The sequence below is a fragment of the Streptomyces sp. NRRL S-350 genome (assembly GCF_000719705.1).
Taxonomy (GTDB): Bacteria; Actinomycetota; Actinomycetes; order Streptomycetales; family Streptomycetaceae; genus Kitasatospora.
This window is the reverse complement of record NZ_JOHO01000003.1, coordinates 61,262-86,680: the sequence shown is the minus strand read 5'-3', so window position 1 is coordinate 86,680 and position 25,419 is coordinate 61,262. Positions and strand designations below refer to the sequence as shown.

The 25,419-nt window shown below is 73.9% G+C and carries 25 protein-coding genes and 1 pseudogene; 11 read left to right on the top strand and 15 right to left on the bottom strand.

The window, feature by feature from the left end:
• Nucleotides 1–55 precede the first annotated feature (55 nt).
• On the bottom strand, nt 56–1,600 hold the full coding sequence (locus IF30_RS0104255; RefSeq protein ID WP_078891120.1) for a glycosyltransferase family 39 protein: 1,545 nt from the start codon (nt 1,598–1,600) through the stop codon (nt 56–58).
• Nucleotides 1,601–1,833: 233 nt separating this feature from the next.
• Between IF30_RS0104255 and IF30_RS44885 the strand changes: the two are divergent.
• Nucleotides 1,834–2,716, top strand: a pseudogene (locus tag IF30_RS44885) (sensor histidine kinase).
• Nucleotides 2,717–2,743: 27 nt separating this feature from the next.
• On the opposite strand, the gene IF30_RS0104240 reads toward IF30_RS44885, so the two are convergent.
• Nucleotides 2,744–3,232: a MarR family winged helix-turn-helix transcriptional regulator gene (locus IF30_RS0104240; protein ID WP_030232118.1), complete on the bottom strand. Its 489-nt coding sequence runs from the start codon at nt 3,230–3,232 to the stop codon at nt 2,744–2,746.
• 63 nt (nt 3,233–3,295) lie between these two features.
• Nucleotides 3,296–4,576 carry a glycosyltransferase family 39 protein gene (locus tag IF30_RS0104235; protein ID WP_030232116.1) on the bottom strand — a complete coding sequence of 427 codons (1,281 nt, stop codon included), beginning with the start codon at nt 4,574–4,576 and terminating at the stop codon, nt 3,296–3,298.
• A 157-nt stretch (nt 4,577–4,733) separates the two neighbouring features.
• On the opposite strand from IF30_RS0104235, the gene IF30_RS0104230 reads away from it, so the two are divergent.
• Complete coding sequence (locus tag IF30_RS0104230) at nt 4,734–5,363, top strand: DUF4291 domain-containing protein (RefSeq protein WP_051709192.1); 630 nt, start codon at nt 4,734–4,736, stop codon at nt 5,361–5,363.
• Here the strand turns inward: IF30_RS0104230 and IF30_RS0104225 are convergent.
• Both IF30_RS0104225 and IF30_RS0104220 read right to left on the bottom strand, forming a co-directional pair.
• Nucleotides 5,348–6,982 (bottom strand): RICIN domain-containing protein, encoded by a 1,635-nt coding sequence (locus IF30_RS0104225; RefSeq protein ID WP_234322578.1) that lies wholly within the window; start codon nt 6,980–6,982, stop codon nt 5,348–5,350. The two genes, IF30_RS0104230 and IF30_RS0104225, sit on opposite strands and share 16 nt — an antisense overlap.
• A 252-nt stretch (nt 6,983–7,234) precedes the next feature.
• Nucleotides 7,235–7,474, bottom strand: coding sequence for a chaplin (locus tag IF30_RS0104220; protein WP_030232109.1), 240 nt, complete (start codon nt 7,472–7,474; stop codon nt 7,235–7,237).
• A gap of 569 nt (nt 7,475–8,043) precedes the next feature.
• Here IF30_RS0104220 and IF30_RS0104210 point away from each other — a divergent pair.
• The 3 genes from IF30_RS0104210 (at nt 8,044) to IF30_RS0104200 (ending at nt 9,159) form a co-directional block, all read left to right on the top strand.
• On the top strand, nt 8,044–8,286 hold the full coding sequence (locus IF30_RS0104210; RefSeq protein WP_030232107.1) for a chaplin: 243 nt from the start codon (nt 8,044–8,046) through the stop codon (nt 8,284–8,286).
• 109 nt (nt 8,287–8,395) lie between these two features.
• Entirely contained in the window at nt 8,396–8,665 is a 270-nt protein-coding gene (locus tag IF30_RS0104205; RefSeq protein ID WP_030232104.1) for a chaplin, read from the top strand.
• A 113-nt stretch (nt 8,666–8,778) separates the two neighbouring features.
• Complete coding sequence (locus IF30_RS0104200; RefSeq protein ID WP_037898953.1) at nt 8,779–9,159, top strand: hypothetical protein; 381 nt, start codon at nt 8,779–8,781, stop codon at nt 9,157–9,159.
• Nucleotides 9,160–9,234: 75 nt separating this feature from the next.
• Here the strand turns inward: IF30_RS0104200 and IF30_RS0104195 are convergent, their stop codons facing one another.
• The gene (locus tag IF30_RS0104195; RefSeq protein WP_030232100.1) at nt 9,235–9,954 is read right to left on the bottom strand and encodes a hypothetical protein; all 720 of its coding nucleotides are present in this window, start codon (nt 9,952–9,954) and stop codon (nt 9,235–9,237) included.
• A gap of 300 nt (nt 9,955–10,254) precedes the next feature.
• Here IF30_RS0104195 and IF30_RS0104190 point away from each other — a divergent pair, with 300 nt between their 5' ends.
• The 3 genes from IF30_RS0104190 to IF30_RS0104180 all read left to right on the top strand — a co-directional run bounded on the left by IF30_RS0104190 (nt 10,255) and on the right by IF30_RS0104180 (nt 11,505).
• A complete protein-coding gene (locus IF30_RS0104190) occupies nt 10,255–10,599 on the top strand; it encodes a hypothetical protein (protein WP_030232098.1) in 345 nt (114 codons plus the stop codon).
• Between the two features lie 84 nt (nt 10,600–10,683).
• The gene (locus tag IF30_RS0104185; RefSeq protein ID WP_030232096.1) at nt 10,684–11,028 is read left to right on the top strand and encodes a hypothetical protein; all 345 of its coding nucleotides are present in this window, start codon (nt 10,684–10,686) and stop codon (nt 11,026–11,028) included.
• 210 nt (nt 11,029–11,238) lie between these two features.
• Nucleotides 11,239–11,505, top strand: coding sequence for a hypothetical protein (locus IF30_RS0104180; protein ID WP_158834737.1), 267 nt, complete (start codon nt 11,239–11,241; stop codon nt 11,503–11,505).
• Between the two features lie 72 nt (nt 11,506–11,577).
• Here IF30_RS0104180 and hemB read toward each other — a convergent pair whose 3' ends face one another.
• The 7 genes from hemB to IF30_RS0104145 all read right to left on the bottom strand — a co-directional run bounded on the left by hemB (nt 11,578) and on the right by IF30_RS0104145 (nt 18,880).
• Complete coding sequence (hemB, locus tag IF30_RS0104175; protein ID WP_030232092.1) at nt 11,578–12,558, bottom strand: porphobilinogen synthase; 981 nt, start codon at nt 12,556–12,558, stop codon at nt 11,578–11,580.
• Between the two features lie 74 nt (nt 12,559–12,632).
• A complete protein-coding gene (locus tag IF30_RS0104170) occupies nt 12,633–14,282 on the bottom strand; it encodes a uroporphyrinogen-III synthase (RefSeq protein WP_030232091.1) in 1,650 nt (549 codons plus the stop codon).
• On the bottom strand, nt 14,279–15,286 hold the full coding sequence (hemC, locus tag IF30_RS0104165; protein WP_107054317.1) for a hydroxymethylbilane synthase: 1,008 nt from the start codon (nt 15,284–15,286) through the stop codon (nt 14,279–14,281). The genes IF30_RS0104170 and hemC overlap by 4 nt, the downstream gene beginning before the upstream one ends.
• 41 nt (nt 15,287–15,327) lie before the next feature.
• Nucleotides 15,328–16,668 (bottom strand): glutamyl-tRNA reductase, encoded by a 1,341-nt coding sequence (locus tag IF30_RS0104160; protein ID WP_051709188.1) that lies wholly within the window; start codon nt 16,666–16,668, stop codon nt 15,328–15,330.
• A gap of 25 nt (nt 16,669–16,693) precedes the next feature.
• Entirely contained in the window at nt 16,694–17,590 is an 897-nt protein-coding gene (locus IF30_RS0104155) for a redox-sensing transcriptional repressor Rex (protein ID WP_051709265.1), read from the bottom strand.
• Nucleotides 17,591–17,697: 107 nt separating this feature from the next.
• Entirely contained in the window at nt 17,698–18,444 is a 747-nt protein-coding gene (locus tag IF30_RS50140) for a 3'-5' exonuclease (RefSeq protein ID WP_051709187.1), read from the bottom strand.
• Nucleotides 18,445–18,604: 160 nt separating this feature from the next.
• On the bottom strand, nt 18,605–18,880 hold the full coding sequence (locus tag IF30_RS0104145; RefSeq protein WP_030232080.1) for a glutaredoxin family protein: 276 nt from the start codon (nt 18,878–18,880) through the stop codon (nt 18,605–18,607).
• 111 nt (nt 18,881–18,991) lie between these two features.
• On the opposite strand from IF30_RS0104145, the gene IF30_RS0104140 reads away from it, so the two are divergent.
• From IF30_RS0104140 to IF30_RS0104130, 3 genes are all read left to right on the top strand, one after another.
• Nucleotides 18,992–20,008, top strand: a complete 1,017-nt coding sequence (locus IF30_RS0104140) for an HAD family hydrolase (RefSeq protein WP_030232078.1) — start codon at nt 18,992–18,994, stop codon at nt 20,006–20,008.
• 742 nt (nt 20,009–20,750) lie between these two features.
• Nucleotides 20,751–21,458, top strand: coding sequence for an ECF subfamily RNA polymerase sigma factor, BldN family (locus tag IF30_RS0104135; RefSeq protein ID WP_420791119.1), 708 nt, complete (start codon nt 20,751–20,753; stop codon nt 21,456–21,458).
• A 270-nt stretch (nt 21,459–21,728) separates the two neighbouring features.
• Nucleotides 21,729–23,027 carry a DUF5667 domain-containing protein gene (locus IF30_RS0104130; protein ID WP_030232074.1) on the top strand — a complete coding sequence of 433 codons (1,299 nt, stop codon included), beginning with the start codon at nt 21,729–21,731 and terminating at the stop codon, nt 23,025–23,027.
• A 114-nt stretch (nt 23,028–23,141) separates the two neighbouring features.
• Here the strand turns inward: IF30_RS0104130 and IF30_RS0104125 are convergent, their stop codons facing one another.
• Nucleotides 23,142–24,155 carry a lysophospholipid acyltransferase family protein gene (locus IF30_RS0104125; RefSeq protein WP_030232072.1) on the bottom strand — a complete coding sequence of 338 codons (1,014 nt, stop codon included), beginning with the start codon at nt 24,153–24,155 and terminating at the stop codon, nt 23,142–23,144.
• 7 nt (nt 24,156–24,162) lie between these two features.
• On the bottom strand, nt 24,163–25,284 hold the full coding sequence (locus tag IF30_RS0104120) for an NAD-dependent epimerase/dehydratase family protein (RefSeq protein ID WP_051709261.1): 1,122 nt from the start codon (nt 25,282–25,284) through the stop codon (nt 24,163–24,165).
• Nucleotides 25,285–25,419 lie beyond the last annotated feature (135 nt).

Here is a 25,419-nt window from a genome sequence, read left to right as displayed (position 1 = left end):
TCCTCGGCCTTCGGCCTGCTCTGCGGGGCTGCGACTCACGGGCGTCCTCGGCCCGTCACTCGTACGCGCCGAGGTGGCGGTACGCGGGCCACAGCGTCTTCCACGGCGCGCGCGGCCCCCGGCAGACCGAGATCTGCCGGCCCTGCTCCGGATTGTTGACGCCGAGCCCGTTGTCGAGCGGGGCGGCGGCCACGCACCGTTCGAAGTCGGCGGTGAGCCGGGCCTGGTCGACCCCCACGGCGACCACGACGTCCGCGGAGTCGGGCGGCGGTCCCCAGTTGTGGAGCTCGTTGTGCCCGCTGTAGACCTCGGGCAGGCGGTACTTCCCGCCGAAGCGGTCCAGGGCGCCGGCCTCGCCGAAGTTGCCCGCCAGCAGCACCGCGCGGGCCTTCTCCTCGGGCGGCAGTCCGTCGTACACCGCCGCCACCTGGGCCACCGTGGTCGGCCAGCCGACCGTCTCCAGGGCCATGCTGTTGAACGCCGCCCGGTGCAGCGACTTCTGGGGGACCAGCGGCAGCGTCAGCAGCAACTGGGCCAGCGCGGTCAGCACCAGTCCGACCGCCACCACCGGCAGCCGCCGCCGGCCGCGAGCGATCCAGCGGTCGGCCCGGATCGCCCCGGCCGCGAACAGCGCGATCAGGAACCCGCCGGTGTAGTCCGGCCGGCCGCCCTCGATCATCAGCGCGGCGACCGTCGCCAACAGGTAGCCGACCCCCACCGCCCGCACCGGACGCCACTCCCGCTTGCGGAACAGCCCGATCAGGCCGGCGATCCAGAACACCGCCAGGCCCGGGCCGAGCAGCAGCAGCAGGTTCGACACGAACAGCGAGCGGTTCGCCGAGCCGTCGCTGGCGCCCAGCGCGTGCGCCATCTGGATCTGCGGGAAGTCGTGGGTGATCTGGTAGATCAGGTTCGGCGCCCCGATCACCAGTGTCAGCGCCATTCCCAGGTAGAGCCGTCGGTCGCGGAAGACCTGCCGGGGCCCGACCAGGGCCAGGCCGAGCAGCAGCGACACCGGCAGCAGCAGCACCATGTACTTGGCGTACAGCGCCACACCGCACACCACACCGGCCCAGAGCCACCACCGGCCGCCGTCCCGCCGCAGCAGTGCCCGCAGCACGAACAGCATCACCAGGCACCAGGCCACCGCGTCCAGGCTGCTGGTCAGGATCCAGTGACCGACGCTCAGCACCATCACCGAGCTGCCGAGCCCGAGCGCCGTCATCAGCTGCGCCCGCCGGGTGGCTCCGAGCTCGACCGCGATCATCGACCCGAGCACCACCACCGCCGCCGCGCACAGCACGGCCGGGATGCGGATCGCCCAGAGGCTGTCCCCCAGGAGCAGCGTGGCCGCCCGGACCACCATCGGCAGCGCCGGCGGCTGGTCCACGTAGCCCCAGGCCGGCCCGCGGGCGCCCAGCATTCGGAAGTACAACTCGTCCGCGTCGTAGCCGTATTCATTGATGAACAGCAGCAGTACGATCGCCGTCCCGGCCGCCACCGCGGCCACCGGCCGCCAGGCCGTCGCCGCGGCCGACGTGGCGACCTCGGCTTCCCGTCGTTCGGAGAGCCGTGTCTCGTCTGTTCCAGTGGTAGCCATCACAACCCTCACGTACCGGTAGGTCTGAGGACACTTGGGCAGGCCGGACGCCGGGCGTCACGAGCCGTGTCGGATCCTCCTCGAACTACCGAGCGAGGCTCCACCTGTTTGACTCGTCCGCTAAGCAGCTGCTCCCGGGCGCCCTTTGACGGGTCCATCTCCACCCTGCGGCTGATGCCGCCTCAGACTTTCGGCGGACCTGGGCATCGCGCACGGCTGCCTAGCCTGAGGATGTGCATCGACTCCACGTCCGGCTGCGCAGCCGCCCGACGACGGTCAGCCCCGGTTGGGCCGGGCTGCTGTCGGCCGTCGGCCTGGTGCACGCGGCACGGTTCGCCGGACCGCAACCGGCCTGGCGGGCGGCCGCGACCGTCCTGCTGGCCGTCCTGGTGCCCGCACTGCTCGCCGTCCGGCTCCGGGCCCCCGGACCGGCCACGGTCGGCGGCGTCCTGCTCGGGGTCGGCCAGGTCGCGCTCGGCGTCCCCGCGGGCCCGGTGGCCGTCGGCTACCTCGTCCTGGCGTACAGCGCCGCCGCGTACGGCCCGGTCTGGGCCCTCCGGCTCGCGCTGGCCGGCGGCGCCCTGGCCGGCCCGCTGGCCGTGCTGCGCTTCGATCCCGGCGGGCCGACGGGCGGCGTGCTGCGGACGGTCCTGCTCTCCGGGTTCCTGGCCTCCCCGTTCGTCCTGTGCTGGGCGTCGGGCCGGCTGGCGAGGGTGCGCCGCGCCTACCTGAGCGAGCTGGAGGACCGCGCGGCCCGGCTGGAGCGCGAGCGGGACGCCCGGGCCAAGGTCGCGGTCGCCGCCGAACGCGCCCGGATCGCCCGCGAGCTGCATGACGTCGTCGCCCACAAGGTCTCGGTGATGGTCGTCCAGGCGGACGGCGCCGCCCACGTCCTCGACGACTCCCCCCGACAAGCCGGCGAGGCACTGGGCGCGCTGCAGGTGGACTACGCGACCTCCGGGCACCCGCGGGACCTGCCGCGCGGCGTCGAACTGACCGTCTACCGGCGGCATGCGCGAGCGGGTCGGCATGGTCAGCGGCAGCCTCGACGTGGGCCCCCGCCCCGGCGGCGGCTTCCGGATCCGCGCCGTCCTCCCGCTCAAGGCCCCGTCCTGACCGGCCTCCCGCCGTGGCCGGGGTGGTTCAGCCCCGGGAGCGCCGGGGCCGGCGGACCGTGCGTTCGCTCTCCGCGGGCTCCGCGAGGTGGCCGCCCACCAGGCGCGTCAGCGCCGAGACGAACACCTCGCGCTCGGGCTGCGGCAGCGCCTCCAGCAGTTCGCGGTGCACCCGGTCGGCGATCGCGGTGCCCTGCACCACGGCGCGCGCACCCGCCTCGGTGACCGTGACGATCCGGGCCCGGCGGTCGGTCGCGGACGGGCGGCGCTCGGCCAGGCCCGCCTTCTCCAGCTCGTCGACGGTGACCACCATGGTGGTCTTGTCCAGGTCCGCCAGCTCGGCCAGCTGGATCTGGGTGCGCTCGGCCTCCTGGGCGTGGAACAGCACCGAGTACGCGCGGGGGGTGATCCCGAGTTCGGTGAAGGCGGCCGCCATCCGCGTCGCCAGCACGTGGCTCGCGTGGTCCAGCAGGCCGGAGATGTCACGGATCCGGCGCACGGGCGGGGTCGTGGTCATACGTCCGACACTAGCAACGGCCCGTCCGCTGCCGGATGATCCCGTTGCCAACCAACCCCGCGTCTACGGGATGCCCAACTCGAACAGCGCATAGCCCGCGTACCAGCCGGCCGCGAGGACGGGCATCGCGAACAGCCCGACCAGCGAGGAGGTCCGCACCCGGCGCAGCGCCACCGCCAGGCCGATGAACAGCGGGAAGGCCGGCAGCAGGTAGCGCGAGATGTTGCCGAAGATCTGGTTGCTGCTCAGCGCCGTCATGAGGGTGAGCGCGGTGTACACCCACAGGACCAGCGGCGGCCGGACCCGCCGGAGCAGCACCAGCAGGCCCGGCAGGGTGAGCAGCAGCGCGATCGCGATCAGGTCCGGGACGGGGTTGGACTGCCAGAAGTCCCAGTGGCCGGTGATCACGTCCATGACGGTGCGGACGGTGGAGGCACCGCCGTCGAAGTAGCGGTTCCACGCGCCCCGCTGGAGCTTGAAGTAGCCGCCCCAGTCGCCCATCCTCCAGCCGACCCAGGCGACGTAGCCGATCAGGCCCCACGGAGTGATCAGCATCGCGGTCAGCGGGCGGGCCACGCCGTCGGTCCGGCGGACCAGCGCCACCAGCGCGGCGATCGACACGGCGGCGATCAGCGCGGCGGCGGTCGGCCGGTTGAGGCCCGCCACCAGCGCCAGCAGGCCCGCGGCGAGCCAGCGGCGGGTCATCACGCAGTAGCAGGCCCAGGCGGACAGCGCGACGAACAGCGAGTCCGAGTAGACCGCCCACTCCACCCCGGAACCCGGGAAGAGGCCCCAGACGACCGCCGCGATCACGCCCGCCCGGAAGCCGCCGAGCCGCTCCGCGATCGCGAAGATCCCGGCCGCCGCGACCAGCGACGCGAGCACCGAGACCGCTATCCCCGAGCCGTACGGCCCGAGCCCGGTGCCCGCGCCGACCAGCCGCATCAGCCACGGGTAGAGCGGGAAGAAGGCCGCCGAGTTCTCGTAGTAGGTGGCGAGCGGGAAGCCGTGCAGCGGGATCAGCTGCGGGTCGTACCCGTTCTCGGCGATCCGCTGGTACCAGACGCCGTCCCAGGTGCCCAGCACGTCCCAGGGGTTGGCGCCGCCGCCGCGGCCCGGCTGCTTCTTCAGGTAGTCGCCGGTGTGCGACAGCAGCAGCAGGAAGACGGTCAGGCCGATGGCCTTGACCACCGCGTAGGCGCCCAGGGCGGGCGCGAAGCGGTCCACCAGCGCCCCGAGACGCCCGGGTGCCCGGCCCGCCCGTTCCTCGGACGGCCCGGCCGTCGCCGCGGCGGGCGCCTCCGGCTCGGTGCTGGACGACTCGGTGCTCGATGCCGTGCTCATCTGCTCTGGGTACTCCCCGCCCCGCTCATGGTTCCGCGCGGCTCCGGCGCAACGATTTTCCCGTGAGCCTACGGCACGCCCCCGGCCCCCCGACCGACCCCCGCCCGGACGGAAATCCCCTGGCGCCCGGACGCCTGCGCCCGCGACGATGCCGCGCATGCCGAACACCTCCCCGACGCGCCTCGTCCGGGCCGCGCACACCGCCGACACGGTCACCGTCTACCAGGCCTTCCCGCCCGGGATCGCCGAACCGGCGGCAGCCGAGGGCCGGTTCCCGGAGGCGTTCGCGCGCGACCGGATGACCTGGATCAAGCCGTCGTTCCTGTGGATGATGCACCGCAGCGACTGGGGGCGCGGGGCGGGGCAGGAGCGGGTGCTCGCGCTGGAGATCAGCCGGGAGGGCTTCGACTGGGCGCTGGAGCGGGCGGTGCTGAGCGCCTACACCGGCCGGGTGCACGACTCGCAGGCGGCGTGGAAACGGGAGCTGCGGCAGAGCCCGGTGCGGGTGCAGTGGGATCCGGATCGGGATCTGGGCCTGCGGCCCCTGGAGCGCCGGGCGGTCCAGGTCGGGCTGCGCGGCGAGGCGGTGCGGCGGTACGCGGACGAGTGGATCCGGCGGATCACGGACGTCACCGCGTTGGCGGGGCGGGTGCGGGTGGAGCGGGATCCGGCGTTGCTGCCCGTCGAGACGGCGTACCCGCTGGACGCGGCCGTCGCCGCCCGGTTGGGGGCGGCGACGGGTCGGGCGGTGGGGCCGGGCGGGGCCGGTGATCAGCCCTTGACGTAGACGATGCCGAGCTTGGTGAGCTGCCAGAGCTGTTCGGCGGCCCCGGTGTCGGCGGCGAGCACGACGGACGGGTTGCCCTTGGCGTCGGCGGGGCCGGCGGCGGAGAGGACCTTGTTCCGGTCCTGGGAGTCGGCGATCTTGTAGCGGCCGTCGCCGGCCGGCTCGAACATCCAGTGCTGGTTGCCGCCGCCGGTGCAGCCCCACTGCTGGATCCGGGTGCCGGGGGCGGTGGAGGCGGCGTTGGCGTCCAGGCACATGTCGCGGTTGCCGCTGAAGTCGAGCTCGTAGCTGCCGCCGGCCTTGGCCTCCAGGACGAAGGACTGGTTGAGGCCGCCGGTGGCCGGATAGGTGATGGCGGCCCGGCCGTCGGCGGAGTCGCCGTAGGTGCCGCCGCCGGTGAGGTCGAGGGCGTTGCCGGTGGCCGCGTTGGTGAGCTGGTACCAGGAGCCGTCCTCCGGGGTGTCGGGGAACGGCTTGCCGGGGGTGAGCGGCTGGATGGACGTGGTGTTCTGCTGGTTGAGCGTGCAGTAGGCCTGGGTCAGTTCGGGCCGGGCGTAGAACTGTCCGAGGCAGACGCCCTCTCCCCGGTAGCCGGCCACCCGCAGGTGGTAGGACTGGCGGACCATGTTCATGCACAGGCCGGGGATGCCGATCTGCGAGTCGCAGCCGTTGCGCGCCCACTCGGAGAGGTTGATGACGTCCCCGTTGCTGTACTCGTACGGGGAGCTGGTCCACTCCGCGCAGACCTCGTGCCCGAAGGCGACCCGCCGCTGGTCGAGGTAGCGGACGCCGGGCACCTGCTCGGCCGCGCCGCGCAGCGCGTCGCTGAAGGTCGGCACGACCCAGTTGTGGCCCCAGGCGAGGTCCTCGGGGAAGGCCGGACAGCCGTCGGCGATCTTGCCGAGGTAGTCGTTGCGCCGGATGTCCGGGGTGATCGGGTTGAAGTACGACTGGTAGACCAGCTGGTAGGACGAGTCGGCGTAGCCGGCCTTGCGCATGGTCTGCCGGATGTTCTGCAGTGCGGCGACCACCTTGGGCTGGACGGCCTTGGCCCGTCGGACGATCTCGTCGCTGCCGATGGTGTCGCGGCAGCCCTGGTCCTTGGGGATGGGGAAGTACTGCGCCAGGCAGTGCATCATGACGCCGCTGAAGTCGAAGTCGTCGTTGGCGCCGATCGTCACGACGACGAGTTTGACGTCGTACTTGGCCGCGGTGCCGGCGAGTTCGACGTCCTGCTTGGGCTCGCCGAAGTCGCCGCTGCCCGGTCCGGTGATCCTGGCCAGTTCCGGGTCGCTGACCAGGTCGCCGGTCTGGGCGCCGGAGCAGGCGAGGTCGATGGGGGTGACGCCGGGGATGTCGGAGACGAAGATCTCCGACTTGGGGTGCCGGTGGCAGTAGTTGGTGGGGCTGTCGGTCTCCGGGAAGTAGCCGTCGCCGGTGTCGGTGCCCGCGCCCTCTCCGGAGATGGCGCTGTCGCCGAGGGCGACGACCGCGGCCGGGCGGGTGGCGGCGGGCGCCGGGGCGGGGTCGGCGAGGGCGGCGGGTGCGCCGGTCAGACCGAGGGTGGCGACGAGGGCGCCGATGGCGAGCAGCACGGCCGGTGTTCGGAACCTGGTCACACGCGACTCCTTGCGGGGGTGGGGAACCGCCCGGCCGGGGGGCGCCGAGCGGCGCGGACCAAGGGGAGGAGCAGGAAGGTGAGCAGGACTCGGATTCTAGGTACTGACAAGTAGTCCAACAAGACGTCCGACAGCACTCCGTGCGGCCGCGCGGCCACGGGAACGCGCGGGCACAGAAAAAAGAGCCGCCGTTCCGCGCCCCAGGAGGGAAGCACGGAACGGCGGCTCGCACCGGCCGAACCGGGTGCGGTCTCAGCCCGCGTTGACGCAGTGGTTGCCGAACGCCGGGTTCAGCAGGCCGATGATGTCGACGGTGTTGCCGCAGGCGTTGACCGGGATGTGCACCGGGATCTGAATCTGGTTGCCCGAGATGACACCGGGGGAACCGGCGGCAACACCCTCGGCGCCGGCGCTGGCCATCGCGGTGCCGGCACCGGCGGCCACGATGCCCACCACGGCCGCACCGACAGCGGCGGTCTTCTTGATGCTCATGCGAGCCTCCTGACTGTTCAACAGAGATGCACGGGGAGTGCGACATCTAGAACGAGACCCGTCCGGACCGGTTGCGACGGTGCCCGCACTGTCACCCATCCGGAGCAACGGCGTCGCCGGTCGGCATTCGGGTGATCGGCTTCGGCCGGACCGTTTCCCCGCGCGCCGTGCCTCGTTCTCCCTCACGGAACCCGATCCATCGGCCCCCACACACGAATCGAGTACGCCCATGCGCAAGCGAGCCCACGGCGTCGTCGGCACCGCGGCCACCGGCGGCTCGATCGGCGTGGCGGGCCTCACGAACGCGGCGTCCGGCAATCCCCGTCGGCACGCCTGACCGGGAATTCCGCCTGGTCGCGCCTTCGCCAGAGCCTTTCCCGGCCGTGCGGGAATCGTTCCGAGAGGCGCCGCAAATCGGCGGCTGCGTCCACGCCCGAGCCATGGGCGGAACACGCCGGTGTGCGCCACCCGAGTGACAATCACGGCAATCCCTGAACCCTTCGGGCGATATTCGTGCTCGCCCGACTCCCGACATTCCCCTTCCGTCGGGCAGAAATCGGAGGAACAACATGCGTAACCTCAAGAAGGCCGCCGCCCTGTCCCTGGCCGCCACCGGTCTGGTGCTCGGTGCGGCCGGCGGCGCGTTCGCCAGCTCGGGCGCCGAGGGCGTCGCCGCCGGCTCCCCGGGTGTGCTCTCCGGCAACCAGCTCCAGGTGCCGATCCACATCCCGATCAACCTCTGCGGCAACAGCATCGACATCATCGGCCTGCTGAACCCGGCGTTCGGCAACACCTGCGTCAACGCAGGCTGAACGGGCCGTCGCCGCACCGGCGACAGCTGATTCACCGAGCCCGTGCCGCGCTCCGGACCACCGGGGCGCGGCACGCTCCACCCGTGTGTGATCGAGGAGATCAACCCCCATGCAGAACGTGAAGAAGGCCGCCGTCCTCTCCGCCGCCGCAGCCGGTCTGGTGCTGGGCGCGGCGGGCTCCGCCGCCGCCAGCGCCGGCGCCGAGGGCGTGGCCGCCGGCTCCCCCGGTGTCGTCTCCGGCAACCAGATCCAGGTCCCGGTGCACATCCCCGTCAACCTGTGCGGCAACTCCATCAACGTGATCGGCCTGCTGAACCCGGCCTTCGGCAACAGCTGCGCCAACGTGGAGATGCACCCGAAGCCCGCGGACGACTGCTGATCCCCGATCGGCACGCGTTCCGGCCGTCCTGCCCCCCGACCAGCCGGCCGGGGGGCAGTTCGGCATCCCCGGACGGCCGTCCGGGACTCCCGATCCACCGAAGGGTGATCCGCATGGTTTCGAAGAAGAGCGGGGCCGGCCTGGCCGCCGCCGTCGGTGCCGCGGTCCTGCTCGGCGCCGGTTCGGCGCAGGCCGCCACCACGCCGGCCGGGCAGGCGCCGGCCGGCCCGGCCACGCTGGCCAGGACCGACGTCGGCCAGGCGCTCAACGGCACGACCTCCGGGCTCGGCTACGGCATCGCGCCGATCAAGAGCCTGCGCCTGGACCCGTGGGCGAACTCCGCGGCCGACGTGCTGAACAACGGCGCGACCGTCCAGCCGGACCAGGGCCTGGCCCCGGTCGGCACCGGCACACTGACCGGCCCGCTGAGCGCGGGCGGCGGCGTCAAGGACCTCCCGCTGGTCGGCGGGCTGACCGGCGTCCTGCCGGGCTGAGCCGTCGGGCACGCCGGAGCCCGGTACCCCGCTCACGCGGCGGGGTACCGGGCTCCTGGCGCGCCCGACGCCTGGTCAGAGCTGGGTCAGGCCGGTCAGCCCGGCCTGCTGCAGGACCCCGGTGGCGGTCGCGGTGGTGGCCGCGGGGTCCGACAGCCCGGTCTGCTGCACCACACCGGCGGTGGTGGCGGTGGTGGTCGCCGTCAGGGCGTTCACCTCGTCGGTGACGGAGAGCCGCTGGTCCTCGCCGCCGAGGCTCGCGCTGGCCCCGGGGACGGCCTGCACCGCGCCGGTGAGCAGCCGCGGGTCGACCTCGCCGACCTTGAGCCGGCCGTCGGCGAGCTGGCCGGCGCCGTCCTCGGCGAGCGAGAGCGGCTTGCCGAGGGTGAGGCCGGGGGTGTCGGCGTGCAGCGGCGCGGCCGGGGCGTCGAGCAGCACCCGGCCGAGGTCGGCGCCCTGGTCGACCAGCGGGAGCGGCAGCTCGGCCTTGGCGCTCGGGCCGACCTTGCCGGTGCTCAGCTGGGGGACGATCCGCTCCGGGACCAGCTCGGTGCTGGTGCTGGTGGTCCGGCCGGGCACCGGCGGCATGAGCAGCGAGGTCGGGATGCCGGCCGAGAGGTGGCTGCCCAGCGGGGTGAGCGGCACGTCCGCGGGGACCTGCTGGGTGGCCAGCGCGTCCTCCAGGGCTCCGACGTGGTCGAGGCCGACCGGGGCGGCGGAGGCCGGTCCCTGGGAGGCGAGCATGCCCGCACCGACCGCCAGCAACATCGCGCCGGCCCGCTTGGAGAACTTCATGCTTTTCACCGTTCTGCTGTCCGTACTGGGGTTCACTGAGGAACGGCTGCGCGGGCGCAGCCGGAAACAATCTGTCTCAACGAGTGACCGGGAGCGCGGATTGCGCCGGTTAACCGGTTCGGCGTAATAATCCGACCGGAAACCACCCGTCGCCGCGCCTCCCGGACTCTTTTCAAAAATCCCCGTAACCTTCCGTGCCGTCATTCTTTGATCTGGACGTCAGTGACTGCAGACCGGGTCTGAGCGTTCTACGCGTTGTACGCCACGGAATCCAAGAGCATTTCAGAGAGGGATCTCCCCATGATCCAGAAGTCCTTCGCCGCTGCCGGCCTGGCCGTCGCCGCGCTGGCCGCCGCCGCCGCGCCCGCCTCGGCCATCGGTGACGCGGACGGCGCCGCCGCCTCCATCGAGGGCAACGGCGGCACCAACTTCACCGGCACGGTCGGGAACAACAGCCCGAACTTCCACTTCCTGGACAACGCGAACGTCTGCCTGCCGGAGATCCACAACATCGCCGTCGGCGTGCTCGGCGTGGCGGTCCCGGTCGAGGTCCCGATCGCCAACAGCGGCGGCAAGCAGTACTGCACCCAGGGCCAGGGCACCCAGAGCCACGGCGATGCGGGCGTGTCCCACCTGATCGGCTGACGCTCCGCTCAGCTCCCCTGCACCACCCCCCTCTGATCCACCTTCGAATCGCTCCCCGATTCACCCTTGAGAGGAAAACCGGAAATGATCAAGAAGTCCCTCGCCGCCGCCGGTCTGGCCGCCGCCGCCATCGCGATGTCCGCCGGCTCGGCTTCCGCCATCGTCGACTCGGACGGCGCCGCCACCTCCGTCCAGGGCAACGGCGGCACCAACCAGACCGGCACCCACGGCAACGCCAGCCCGAACTTCCACACCCTGGACAACGCGAACATCTGCCTGCCGGAGATCCACAACATCGCCGTCGCCGTGATCGGCGTCGCGGTTCCGGTCGAGGTCCCGGTCCTGAACAGCACCCCGAAGCAGATCTGCAACGTCGGCCAGAACACCCAGTCCTCGGGCGACGCGGGCGTCTCGCACCTGATCGGCTGATCACGGGGCACGGCACGGACGGAGGGCCCGGGGAGGAAGGTCTCCCCGGGCCCTCCGGGCTTGGCGGACGAAGTGTCCGGCCGGCCGCCGCAGGGCGGACCGGCCGGGTGAGCGGCCGTCCGGACCGGCGCGTGGGCGCAGGGCCGGGCGGCCGGAGGTGAACACGTGTCAGAGCGCCCGCCCGGGCGCTCCCAGAGAGAGGGCAGATCCATGAAGAGCATGCTGGCCAAGGCCGCACTGACCGCCACCGCCGCACTGGCGCTCGCGGGTGCCGCCACCCCGGCCTTCGCCCACGTCGGCCTGGCCGGCGGCGGCGCGTTCGTCGCCACCGCGGACCAGCCGTTCCTGGCGGCCGAGGGCTTCGGCCTCGCCCACACCACGGACACCGCCGCCGGCGGCTTCGGTGCCGTCGCCGCCACCTCCACCGACCTCGTCGGCGGCGGCGAGGGCTTCGCCCACATCAAGGGCTGGATGTAGCGGAAGCCGCGAAGGCCGGGCTGCTCCCCGCGGGGAGCGGCCCGGCCTTCGCGTCGCGCGGACGGGTGCCCGCTACCTGAGCATCGCGGCGGCCTCGACGGCCCAGTAGGTGAGGATCTGCTCGGCGCCGGCCCGGCGGATCGAGGTGAGCGTCTCCATGATCATCCGCTCCCGGTCGATCCAGCCGTTCGCCGCGGCCGCCTCGACCATCGCGTACTCGCCGGACACCTGGTACGCGGCGACCGGCACCGGGGAGGCGTCGGCGACCTGGCGCAGGACGTCCAGGTAGGCCATGGCCGGCTTGACCATCACCAGGTCGGCGCCCTCGGCGAGGTCCTGCTCCAGCTCGCGCAGCGCCTCCCGGGCGTTGGCCGGGTCCTGCTGGTAGGCCTTGCGGTCGCCCCTGAGCGAGGAGCCGACGGCCTCGCGGAACGGGCCGAAGAACGCCGAGGCGTACTTGGCGGTGTAGGCGAGGATGCCCACGTCCTGGTGCCCGGCCTCGTCCAGCGCCCGCCGGACGACGCCGATCTGGCCGTCCATCATGCCGGAGGGGCCGACCAGGTGGACGCCGGCGTCCGCCTGCACCCGGGCCATCTCGGCGTAGCGCTCCAGGGTGGCGTCGTTGTCCACGCTGCCGTCGGCGGCCAGCACGCCGCAGTGGCCGTGGTCGGTGTACTCGTCCAGGCAGAGGTCCGACATGACCACCAGGGCGTCGCCGACCTCGGAGACCACGTCCCGGATCGCCTGCTGCAGGATGCCGTCCGGGTTGGTGCCCTCGCTGCCGATCGCGTCCTGCACCTGCGGGACGCCGAACAGCATGACGCCGCCCAGGCCCGCCTCGGCCGCCTCCACGACGGCCTTGCGCAGGGTGTCCCGGCTGTGCTGGACCACGCCCGGCATCGAGGTGACCGGGACGGGCTCGGTGACGCCCTCGCGGACGAACAGCGGCAGGATCAGCTCCGCCGGGTGCAGCCGGGTCTGGGCCACCAGCCGGCGCATCGCCGGGCTCTGCCGCAGTCGGCGCGGGCGAACGTACGGGAATTCAGCGGACACGGCTTCTCTCTCCGAACGGTTGTGCGGCGCCGGGGGTGGCGGACCGCCGCCCCCGGCACCAGGGTCGGGAATCCTCAGCGGGCCTTGCGGCGGGATCCCGGACGGCGCTCGCTGGGCCGGTAGACCGGCTCGCCGGCGGCCGTCGCGGTGTCCCGACGCTTGGCCCCGAAGTCTGCCAGCGCCTGGGCCAGCGCCGCCGCCGACGGCGCTGGCGCCATCACGTCGACCCGCAGGCCGTGCTCCTCGGCGGTCTTGGCGGTGGCCGGGCCGATGCAGGCGATGACCGTGACGTTGTGCGGCTTGCCGGCGATGCCGACCAGGTTGCGGACGGTCGAGGACGAGGTGAACAGCACCGCGTCGAAGCCGCCGCCCTTGATCGCCTCGCGGGTCTCGGCCGGCGGCGGCGAGGCGCGCACCGTCCGGTACGCCGTCACGTCGTCGACCTCCCAGCCGAGCTCGACCAGGCCGGCCACCAGGGTCTCGGTGGCGATGTCGGCGCGCGGCAGCAGCACCCGGTCGATCGGGTCGAAGACCGGGTCGTACGGCGGCCAGTCCTCCAGCAGACCGGCGGCGGACTGCTCGCCGGAGGGCACCAGGTCCGGCTTCACACCGAAGTCCACCAGGGCCTGCGCGGTGGTCTCGCCGACCGCCGCGACCTTGATCCCGGCGAACGCCCGGGCGTCCAGGCCGTACTCCTCGAACTTCTCCCGGACGGCGCGCACCGCGTTCACCGAGGTGAAGGCGATCCACTCGTAGCGGCCGGTGACCAGGCCCTTGATGGCCCGCTCCATCTGCTGCGGGGTGCGCGGCGGCTCGACCGCGATGGTCGGCACCTCCTGCGGCACCGCGCCGTACGAGCGCAGCTGCTCGGACAGGCCGGTGGCCTGCTCCTTGGTGCGCGGCACGAGGACGTTCCAGCCGAACAGCGGCTTGGTCTCGAACCACGAGTGCGAGGCCCGGTGGGCGACCTGCTCGCCCACCACGGCTATCACCGGGGTGGCCGGGTCGACCGGGGCGGAGACCGGCGAGGGGAGCACCCTGGCGGCCTTCAGGTCGGCCGCGATGCCGGACAGCGTGGAGGTGAAGGTCCGCTGGCGGGTGGTGGTGCCGGAGAGCGTCGCGCTCAGCGCCGACTCCGGCTTGCGCCCGTTGGAGACCAGCGCGGCGGCGGTGGCCGGCAGCTGGCCCAGGGTGGTGCGGACCACCAGGGTGGTCTCCGCCGCGCCCAGGTCCACCGGCGCGCCGGACAGCAGCTGGACGCCGTCCACGAAGCGCACGTCAGTGCCGGAGCCGCCCCGCAGCGGAACGCCCGCGTACGCCGGGACGCCGACCGACTGGGCGACGCCCGGGATCACCTCGAACGGGATCCCGTCGCCGGCGCAGCGGAGCATCTCCTCGGCGGCGCAGCCGTCCAGGCCCGGGTCGCCGTCGACGGTGCGGACCACGTGCTTGCCCGAGCGGACGGCCTCGGCGACCAGCTTGGCCAGGTCGAAGTCGGTGCCCTCGGTGGCGGGGGCGTGCACCTGGACGGCGGCCGGGCAGTGGCTGCGCACGGCGGCCGCGGTCAGCGGGTCGGCGACCAGGACGTCGGCCGTGGACAGCACCTCGACCGCGCGCAGGGTCAGCAGGCCCGGGTCCCCGGGGCCCGCGCCCAGGAAGGTGCACCGTCCGGTGGCGGGCTGTCCCGCCGGGAACAGGGCGTCGGTGGCGGCGGTGGGGCTCATCGGGCTCGCTCCCCCATCAGGGCGGCCGCGCCCGCGCCGAGCAGCCGGTCAGCCAGTGCGCGGCCGAGGGCCGCCGCCTGCTGCTCGGCGGTCTCGTCGAGGACGATCGGACCGTTGGCGGACATCTTCAGCAGGGCGGAGCCGTCGGGGTTGCCGACCACTCCGTCCAGCCGCAGTTCGTTCTCCCGGCCCCAGGTGGCCAGCGCGGCCACCGGCGCCGAGCAGCCGGCCTCCAGGGTGGCCAGCAGGGCGCGCTCGGCGACCACGGCGACCCGGGTGGGGGCGTGGTCCAGGGCCGCGAGCGCGGCGGTCAGCTCCGTGTCGGCGGTGGCGCACTCGATGGCGAGCGCGCCCTGGCCGGGGGCGGGGAGCATCAGCTCGGGGTCGAGGTGCTGGGAGACCTCGGCGCCGCGGCCGAGCCGGTTCAGGCCGGCCGTCGCCAGCACGACGGCGTCCAGTTCGCCGCCGGCCACGTAGCCGATCCGGGTGTCCACGTTGCCGCGGATCGCGACGGTCTCCAGCTGGGCGCCGCGGGCGGCCGCCCAGGCGTTCAGCTGGGCCATCCGGCGGGGCGAGCCGGTGCCGATCCGGGCCGGGCGACCGGCTCCGGCCAGCTTCTCGACCAGCTCGTCCAGGGTCAGGCCCTCGGCCGCGACCAGGGCGTCCCGGGCATCCTCGCGCCGGGGGACGGCGGCCAGCGCCAGGCCCCGGGGGGCGGCGGTGGGCAGGTCCTTGAGGGAGTGCACGGCGAAGTCGATCCGGCCTTCCAGCAGCGCGTCGCGCAGCGCGGAGACGAACACGCCGGTGCCGCCGATCTGCGCCAGCGCCTCCCGCGAGGTGTCGCCGTAGGTGGTGATCTCGACCAGGTCGACGCGGCGCCCGGTGAGCCTGGTCACCTCGCGGGCCACCATGCCCGACTGGGCCATGGCGAGGGCGCTGCGCCGGGTGCCGAGCCGCAGGGGCGCGGTGCCCGGAGGCTGCTCCGTGATCGGTTGACCATTCATGAGGTGATCGTCCCGGTGGTACTCGTGGGATGGCTGACGGTTCATCTGGTGCCCCCGGCGGAGGGCTGGGGCGGGCCGCCGACCGGCGTGCCGGACACGGCGTGCACGGCTGCCGGGTCGAGGTCGAACAGCTCGCGCAGGGCCTCCGCGTAGGAGGCGCCGCCGGGCTCGGCGGCCAGCTGCTTCACCCGGACGGTCGGGGCGTGCAGCAGCTTGTCGACGACGCGGCGGACGGTCTGGGCGATCTCGGCGCGGGAGCGCTCGTCCAGGTCGGGCAGCCGGGAGTCCAGCCGGCCCAGTTCGGCGGCGACCACGTCCGAGGCCATCGAGCGCAGGGCGACCACGGTCGGTGCGATCCGGGCGGCCCGCTGGGCGGCGCCGAAGGCGCTCACCTCGTCGGCGACGATCCGGGTGACCTGGTCGACGTCGCCGGCGCCGGGGCTGGCGGCGTGCGCGTGGGAGAGGCTCTCCAGGTCGACCAGCAGGGCGCCGGCCAGCTCGTGCACGGCGTGGTCGACGTCGCGCGGCATGGCCAGGTCCAGCAGGGCGAGCGGCTCGGGGGCCGTGCGCAGGGCGACCGCGGCGGCCACGTCCTCGGCCCTGACCACCACGCCGGCCGCGCCGGTGCAGGAGATCACCAGGTCGACGTCGGCCAGCGCCTCCGGCACCTTGGCGAGGTCCAGGGTGCGGGCCACGTCCGGGCCGAGGATCTCGACCAGGCGTTCGGCGCGCGCCGGCGTCCGGTTGGCGATCAGCAGGTCGGTCACGCCGGAGCGGACCAGGGTGGCGGCGGCCAGCGAGCTCATCGAGCCGGCGCCGACCACCAGCGCGCGCTTGCCGGCGATCTCGCCCGCGCCCGCGGCGACCTGCTCCAGGCCGAAGGTGACCAGCGACTGGCCGGCCTTGTCGATGCCGGTCTCGCTGTGCGCCCGCTTGCCGACCCGCAGCGCCTGCTGGAACAGCTCGTTCAGGCCGCGCCCGGCGGTGTGCTCCTCCTGCGCCTTGGCCAGCGCGTCGCGCAGCTGGCCGAGGATCTGGCCCTCGCCGACCACCATCGAGTCCAGGCCGCAGGCGACCGAGAAGAGGTGGTGGACGGCGCGGTCCTCGTAGTGGACGTACAGGTGGGAGGTCAGCTCCTCCAGGTCCACACCGCTGTGGTGGGCCAGCAGCAGCGACAGCTCGGCGACGCCGGCGTGGAACTTGTCCACGTCCGCGTACAGCTCGATCCGGTTGCAGGTGTTCAGCAGCGCGGCTTCGCCGACCGTGGCGGTCGCGGCCGCGTCGTGCAGCAGCCGGGTCGGCACGTCACCGGTCAGCGCGGCGCGCTCCAGCACCCCGACCGGGGCCGTGCGATGGCTCAGCCCTACGACGAGAAGGCTCATGCCCGCCCCTCACAGCTCTCGGTGTTCATGCGGGCATCACCGCGGAGAGATCCCCGTCGCCGCCCTTGGCGGTCTTCGCCTTGGCCTGGTCGGCCGGTTCCTTGGCCGCCGCCTCGGCGGTGCCGCGGGCCTTGCCGGTGGCGCCGGCCGCGCGGCGCAGCTTGGCGGCGGCCGCCCGGACCGGGCCGGGGGCGCGGTCGAGCACCGACTCGGCGCGGTCGTCCGGCTCCTCGCCGGCCTTGCGCTGCTCGTGGAAGGCGAGGATCTGCAGCTCGATGGAGAGGTCCACCTTGCGCACGTCCACGCCGTCCGGGACGGTCAGCACGGTCGGGGCGAAGTTCAGGATGCTCGTCACGCCCGCCTCGACCAGCCGGTCGCACACCTGCTGGGCGGCACCGGGCGGGGTGGTGATCACGCCGATGGACACGTGCTGGCTCTCGACGATCGACTCCAGCTCGTCCATGTGGCGCACCGGCAGGCCGGCGGCACTGGTGCCGACCACGTTCGCGTCGGCGTCCAGCAGGGCGGCCACCCGGAAGCCGCGGGAGGCGAAGCCGCCGTAGTTGGCGAGGGCGTGGCCGAGGTTCCCGATGCCGACGATGACGACCGGCCAGTCCTGGGTCAGGCCGAGCTCGCGGGAGATCTGGTAGACGAGGTACTCGACGTCGTAGCCGACGCCCCGGGTGCCGTAGGAGCCGAGGTAGGAGAAGTCCTTGCGGAGCTTGGCGGAGTTCACGCCGGCCGCGGCGGCCAGTTCCTCGGAGGAGACGGTCGGCACCGAGCGCTCGGAGAGCGCGGTGAGGGCCCGCAGGTACAGGGGGAGCCGGGCGACGGTCGCCTCCGGGATGCCCCGGGCACGCGAGGGTCGGCGCGCGGCGCCCTGGTCGGGCGTCTGCGAACTGCTCTGTGGTGATCGGCCGATTGCCACGGTGCTCCTGTGGGTGAAGCTGGGCTTTGACAGCCAGGCTATGCGTTTGTGAACGTGTGCACAAAGATGGTGTCCGATTTGTCCCGGCACAGTGATGCGCATCACGCCGTCGAGCGCATAGCACCGGCCTGCGTCAGTACGACCTCCGGGGCCTGCGCGTCGGGCAGCCAGGGGCCGTACGGCGCCTCCCGGCGCAGCAGCGGGACGGCCGCGCCGGACGGGCGGGAGCGGGCCCGGCCCAGCCGCGGCCAGGGCACCCGGGCCGCCTCGCGCAGCGGGCCCGTCCAGTCGTCCGGCGGGCACGACGGGGCACCCAGGCAGTGCCGCAGCAGCTCCGCGGTCACCCGGGCGTCGCCCAGCGCGGTGTGCGCCGGGTACCAGCCCAGACCGGCCGACTCCACGCAGGCCGCCAGGCCGTACCCGGGCGCCTCCGGCAGGTGGGCCCGCGCCAGCCGCATCGTGCACAGCAGCGGGACGGGCGGCAGCGGCACTCCGATCCGGGCGAACTCGCGGTCCAGGAAGGCGTGGTCGCAGCTGACGTGGTGGCCGACCAGCACCCGGCCGGCCAGCAGCTCCAGCAGCAGCGGGGCGACCTCCCGGAACCGCGGGGCGCCCTCGACGTCGCTCTGGCGTATCCGGTGCACGTGGGTCGGGCCGACCGGGCCGAGCGGGTCCAGCAGGGTGGCGAACTCGCCCTCGGGCCGCAGCCGCTCGTCGAGCAGCACCACCGCGACCTCGACCACCCGGTGCCGCCACGGGCTGCGGCCGGTCGCCTCCACGTCCACCACGGCGAAGCCCCCGGCCCCGGGCGGGGTTCCGGGCGTCCCAGGGGTAGGACCGGGAAGCATGGCGGCACTCCTCGTGTGCTCAGCCCCCCATGGGCGCAAACGCGTTCGATCGTAAGCCGACCAACCCGCCCCGCCCCAAGCCGGAACGGAGTGTCTTTGGCAACGATTCGGCGAAGCGCCCCCGCCGAGTGGCGGGGGCGGCCGGCGCGCGAACGGGAGGTCAGGCGCCGAGGGCGGTGCGCAGCCGGCGCTCGTCGACCCGCCAGAAGTCGTGCTGACGGCCGTCGATCAGGGTCACCGGGATCTGCTCCCAGTAGCGGCGGTACAGCTCCTCGTCCTGGGTGATGTCCTTCTCCTCGAAGGACGCCCCGAGCTCGCCCGCCACCCGGACGATCACCTCGCGGGCCTCGTCGCACAGGTGGCAGCCGGGCTTGCCGACCAGGGTCACGGTCCGGTCCGCGGGCCGGGGGCTCTTACGTCGCAGCAGTGGGCTCACCACCCCATTCTGCGGCCGCCGCAGGACCGGTCCGCGCCCGGTCGCGCTGTTCACCTCCCGGGCACGGCTCCGTCACGGACGCTCCGCGTCCGGCTGGCTATGCTCGATGGCATGGCCGTGCTCCGAAGGCTCACCCAGGCGAAGCGTTCCACCACCGAGCGGAGCGCCCTGGCCGGCGAAGCCGCGGCCGAGGCGGCCGAGGCCGCGCTGCGCGCCGAGCCCGTCCCCGCTGCCGACCCGGACACCGGCACGGACCGGGAGGCCGGGGCCGCGCCGGCCGCGCCCTCGCCCGGAAAGGCCGCCAAGGCACCCAAGGCCCCGACCGAGAACCACACCCCGGAGCCGGGCGACCCCCACGCCGCCGCCTTCTTCGACTGCGACAACACCATCCTGCGCGGCGCCGCGATCTTCTACCTCGGCGTCGGCCTCTACCGCCGCGGCTTCCTCACCCACCGGGACATCGCCCGCTTCGCCTGGCAGCAGGCCTGGTTCCGGCTGCACGGCGCCGAGGACCCGGAGCACATCTCGGACGCCCAGCACACCGCCCTCGGCATCGTCGCCGGCAAGCCCACCGCCGACCTGGAGGCGATCTGCGAGGAGATCTTCGAGGAGGTCGTCGCGGACAAGATCTGGCCGGGCACCCGCGCCCTCGTCCAGATGCACCTGGATGCCGGCCAGCGGGTCTGGCTGGTCACCGCCGCCCCGCTGGAGGTGGCCCGGATCATCGCCCGCCGACTCGGCATGACCGGCGCGCTCGGCACCGTCGCCGAAGCCAGGGACGGCCGCTACACCGGCCGGCTCGTCGGCGACCTGCTGCACGGACCGGCCAAGGCCGCCGCCGTCGGGGCGCTGGCCCGGCGCGAACGGCTCGACCTCGACCGCTGCGCCGCGTACAGCGACTCCGCCAACGACATCCCGATGCTCTCGCTGGTGGGCCATCCGTACGTGGTGAACCCGGACGGCGCGCTGCGCCGCCACGCCCGGGCCCAGGGGTGGCGGGTGCGGGACTTCCGGACCGGGCGGAAGGCGGCCCGGGTGGGCCTGCCGGCGGCGGCCGCGCTCGGGGTGGCGGCCGGCGCCACGGCGGCCGGGGTCGCGCTGTACCGACGGCGCCGCCGCCGCGCCTGAAGCGCCGCGGTCTCCGGGCGGGCCCGGTGCGGGCCTCTCCGGGCGCCTCCGGGCGTCTCCGGGGCCGAGAGCGGGCCGTCACCGGGCCGTCAGCGGGCCTGCGCGGGTCACTCCGCCGGGCTCGCCCGGGCGGGTGACGAGGCGTCAACCAGGCCCCTGACCTGGCCGCTCGTACGGGCGAACTCCCTTTCGCCGCAGTACAGTCCGGGGCCAATGCACGAACCTGCCAGCCGCTGACCGGTTCTGATCGTTCGCCAGACCGGGAAAGTCGGGGGTTGCCGAGCCCCAAGGCTGGGAAACCGCCCGGCGGACCCCCGAATTGGTCACCCTGAGCGCCTGTTCGATCACGTTGAGCCGGATGAACGATGACAGCTCCGGTCAGTGTCAGCCGAATATGCACAACAACTGGATCCCAAACGACCACTTCGACCACACGGTGTAGCTGTCATTGCACAAAGCGTTATTCTCTCCTGGATGCACGTCACCACGCGTCCCGCCCGAACGGGTGCGTCGGGAGTGCTCTCCGCGCAGGCGGAGGTGATCCGTCCACAGTTCTGCCTCTGGGAGTCCCGTGTACCCACCCGTCCGGAACGACGCGCCTGCACCCTCCCGCCCGTCGTCCGCGCCCCTGCGCCCCCGCACCGGCCACCGCGGCCGCCCCGCCGCCGAGCGGCAGATCTCCACCGGCCTGGACCTGCTGCGCACCCTGCTCCGCAGCCAGCTCGCCGCCTCGCCCCAACTCGTGCCCGCCGGCGGACCGTTCGGCCACGCGCACCACGCCGGCCTGGCGCTGCGCACCACCGCCGCCGGCTCGACCGGCACCGGATCGCGCGGCCGCACCGGCACCACCGGCACCGGGCGCGGCCGCTCCCGGACGACGACCGGACCCGGCTACGAGACCGAGCACAACCCCATCATGGAGCTGGTCGAGCGGGCCCAGGCCGGCGAGAGCGAGGCCTTCGGCCGGCTCTACGACCACTACGCGGACACCGTCTACCGCTACATCTACTACCGGGTCGGCAGCCGGGCCACCGCCGAGGACCTCACCAGCGAGACGTTCCTGCGCGCGCTGCGCCGGATCGGCACCTTCACCTGGCAGGGCCGGGACTTCGGCGCCTGGCTGGTCACCATCGCCCGCAACCTGGTCGCCGACCACTTCAAGTCCAGCCGCTTCCGGCTGGAGGTCACCACCGGCGAGATGCTCGACTCCAACGAGTGCGAGCGCAGCCCGGAGGAGTCGGTCCTGGAGTCGCTCTCCAACGCCGCCCTGCTGGACGCGGTGCGCCGGCTCAACCCGCAGCAGCAGGAGTGCGTCACCCTGCGCTTCCTCCAGGGGCTCTCGGTGGCCGAGACGGCCCGGATCATGGGCAAGAACGAGGGCGCCATCAAGACCCTCCAGTACCGCGCCGTGCGCACGCTGGCCCGGCTGCTCCCGCCCGACGCGCGGTGAGCCGGTCGTGACCGACGGGGAGATAGCCGCGCGGCCGCCCGGCCGTACGTCACCGTCCGCACCCGGCCGACACGTCAGGGTGAACGGTCGGTCCGATGATCAGCCGTGCGTAACCGACCGCCCGTACCGCTCGTTGGCCAGCGTGCAAGCCTCCACCAGGCGTACGGTCAAGCCGAATTGCGACCTGTCACCCGATGGAGTGGCTTTGGCCAGCCGGGGCAACCGTCCGGCAGGCCGGCGTGTCGACAACGACGAAGGGAGGTGTGGCCCGTGACGGCAAACGTGCTGGAGCACCGGCGGGCGAAGGCCTTCGCCGAGGCGCTGGAGGCCCACCAGACGGAGCAACGCGCTGCGGCCAACGCGGAATCGGCCAACACCACTGGCGCCGCCGCCGGTTCGGTCGCGATGGCCGAACTGGTCGGCCTGACCGAATCGCTGGGGGCGCTACCCGGTCCGGCGCTGGACCGGGAGGTCCGAACGGTCCAACGAGCCCAGCTGATGGCCGCGTTCGAGCAGGCCTTCGCCGGCGGGCCGGGCGCCACGGTGCCCCGCCAGCGCCGCCACCGGGCGATCCGGACGGCGCCGCGCGGCCGCTGGAGCCGCCGGTTCGCCATCGGCGGGCTGGTCGCCGGGCTCGCCGTCGGCAGCCTGACCGGCGCCGCCGCGGCGAGTTCCAACGCCCTCCCCGGGGACACGCTGTACGGCCTCAAGCGCGGCCTCGAAGGGCTCCGGCTGGACTTCGCGGGCTCCGACGCCGAGCGCGGCGAACTGCTGCTCGACAACGCGGCCACCCGGCTCGGCGAGGCCGATGCCCTGGTCGGCCGCACCGGCCCGGCCGGCGGGCTGAGCCCAGCCACCGTCGAGCAGGTCCGCCACGCGCTGGACGACATGCACGCCGACGCCCTCAAGGGCCGCGAGCTGCTGCGCTCGGTCTACCGCAGCAACGGCTCCCTCGACCCGATGCGCGCGCTGGCCGGCTTCGCCCACGACGAGGACGGCCGCTGGTCCGAACTGCAGGGCAAACTGCCCGTCCAGCTCACCCAGCAGGCCGACCTGGTCAACCGGCTCTTCGACGACATAAGCGAGGACGTCGCGCCCCTGCGGCTGGTCCAGGCCCCCGCCAAGAGCGGTGGCACGGCCGGCCCCGGAGCGGGCGGCGACTCGTCCGGCCCGGCCGGCGGATCCCCGGCCGGCGCCCCGACCGGCGGCTCCGCCGACGCGCCGGGCGCCCAGTCCCCGGGCAGCGGCGCGACCGGCGGCAACCGCCCCGGCAGCACCGAGCGCGCCCCGGCCAACCCCGGCGCCGGCGCGACCGGCGGCCTCGGCAAGGGCGGCGGGCTGCCCGGCACCCTGCCCACCAGCGCGCCGGACGCCGTCAACGGGCTGGTCGGCGACCTCACCGGCGGGCTCACCGGCACCAAGCCCTCGCCGAGCTCCGACGCGGCCCCGTCGCAGGCGCCGCAGCCGTCCGGCACACCGGGCACCCCGGACGCGGCCCGGCAGCAGGGCGTCGAGGTGCCCCCGCTGGTCCCGGGCCTGCTGCCCGGGCTGCGGATCCTCGGCGGCTGACGGCCGCAGGCCGGGGGCTCCGCGGAGTGCGATATCCGCGGGGCCCCCGGCCTGCTGTCCTACTGCCTACTGCCCTGCCGCCCTGCTGCCCGCCGTGCGGCGGGCGCCCGAGCGTCAGAAGAACACCGAGCGCCGCTGCACCAGCAGCTGGTAGAGCGTGTGCTGGATGGTCTCGCGCACTTCGTCGGCCAGGTCGAAGACCAGCATCGGGTCGTCCGCCGCCTCCGCCGGGTACCCGTCGGTGGCGATCGGCTCGCCGAAGCGGATCGTCCACTTGGTCGGCAGCGGCAGCATCCCGAGCGGGCCCAGCCAGGGGAACGTCGGTGTGATCGGCACGTACGGCAGGCCCAGCAGCCGGGCCAGCGTCTTCACGTTGCCCACCATCGGGTAGGTCTCCTCCGCCCCGACGATCGAGCAGGGCACGATCGGCACCCTCGCCCGCAGCGCCGAGGCCACGAAACCGCCGCGGCCGAACCGCTGGAGCTTGTAGCGCTCGGAGAACGGCTTGCCGATGCCCTTGAAGCCCTCCGGCCAGACCCCGACCACCTCGCCGCGCTCCAGCAGCGCCTGGGCGTCCTCGTTGCAGGCCAGCGTGTGGCCGGCCTTGCGGGCCAGCTCGTTGACGCCGGGCAGCACGAAGACCAGGTCGGCGGCGAGCATCCGCAGGTGCCGCCGGTTCGGGTGGTGGTCGTGGATGACCACCTGGGTCATCAGGGCGTCCAGCGGGATCGTTCCGGAGTGGTTGGCGACGACCAGCGCCCCGCCCTCGGCCGGGATGTTCTCCACGCCCTGGACGTCGATCCGGAAGTACTTCTCGGCCAGCGGGCGCAGCAGTGCGAGCAGCACCTCCTCGGTGAGCTCGCGGTCGAAGCCGAACTCGTCGACCTCGTAGTCGCCGGTGACCCGGCGGCGCAGGAAGGCCAGCCCCTCGGCGGCGCGGCCTTCCCAGCCCTTGCCGAACAGCCGGGCGGCCGTCGGCCCGAGCGGCCCGGACAGCGCTGCGCCGACCGCCCCGGCGAGCCGGTCGGCCAGCCCGGCGCCCGGGCCCTCGGGCTCGGACCAGCTGGGCGCGGACTCGATCGGGATGACCTTGGCCTCGCCCGGCGCGTTCTCGGCTGCGGCACTCATCGCGGGTTCAGCTCCTCGGTCGGCGGGGGCGGTTCGGTACGGCGGCGGTGGCGGTGGCGGTGGCGGTGCCGGCGGGCCCTTCCGGGCCGAGCAGGGCGGTCAGCCGGTCGGTGACGGCGGCCAGCCGCTCGGGCGGGAGCAGGCCCGGCCCCTGGGCGGCGGCGAAGTCGGCGAAGGCCTCCGGGGTGGTGAACGCCGGGCGGTAGCCGAAGGTCTCGCGCAACCGCGAGGTGTCCACCACGCGGCCGTGGGTGAGCAGCCGCAGCTGCTCCGTCGAGACGTCGACCAGTCGGGTCTGCCGGGCCAGGACGGCCATCCAGCTGACCGCGGGCAGCAGCAGCGGCAGGGTCGGCCGGCCGAGCCGGCGGGCGCACTGGGAGAGCAGCAGCACGCCCTCCCCGGCCACGTTGAAGGTCCCGGTGTTGGTGGTGCCCGGCTCGGGCTCGCCGACGGCCCGGCAGAGCACGGCGACGGCGTCGTCCTCGTGGACGAACTGCAGCCGGGGGTCGTAGCCGAGGACGGTGGGCAGCACCGGCAGGGCGAAGTACTCGCTGAGCGGGGTGTCCGCGTTCGGGCCGACGATGTTGGCGAACCGCAGCACCGTCACCGCGACGTCCGGCCGGCGCCGGGCGAAGCCGCGCGCGTAGCCCTCGACTTCGGCCGCATCCTTGGCGAAGCCGCCGCCGGGCGGGTCCTTCGGCTGGATCCGCTCGCTGAACACCGCCGGGTCGCGGGGCGCGGAGCCGTACACGCCGGTGGTGGACTTGACCACCAGTCGGCGCACCGCCGGCGCCTTCTGGCAGGCGCCGAGCAGTTGCATGGTGCCGATGACGTTGGACTCCTTCACCGCGGAGCGGTTGGTGGAGCCCAGGCCGGTGGCGCTGACGCTGAGGTGCACCACGGTGTCGACCTGGTGCTCGGCGAGCACCCGGGACAGCGCCGGGCGGCGCAGGTCGAGCTGGTGGAAGCGGTAGGGGGCGGCCGGGCCGTCCGGCTCCGCGGCCGGCGACCGGGGCGGCTGCACGTCCACCCCGACGACCAGGTCCACGCCCGGGCGGCGGCGGACCTCAGCGGCGAAACGGGCACCGAGATGGCGCGCCACGCCGGTGACGAGCACGACCACGCCCACGGTGCTGCACCCCATTCCCACGACCCGATCGGCCTGCGTGCACCGTACCGCGCCGCCCCACCGGGCGGTGAAACGACACCGCCCGCCCGGCCACGGGGGCCGGACGGGCGGTGGAAGCGTCGGGCGCGCGGTGCG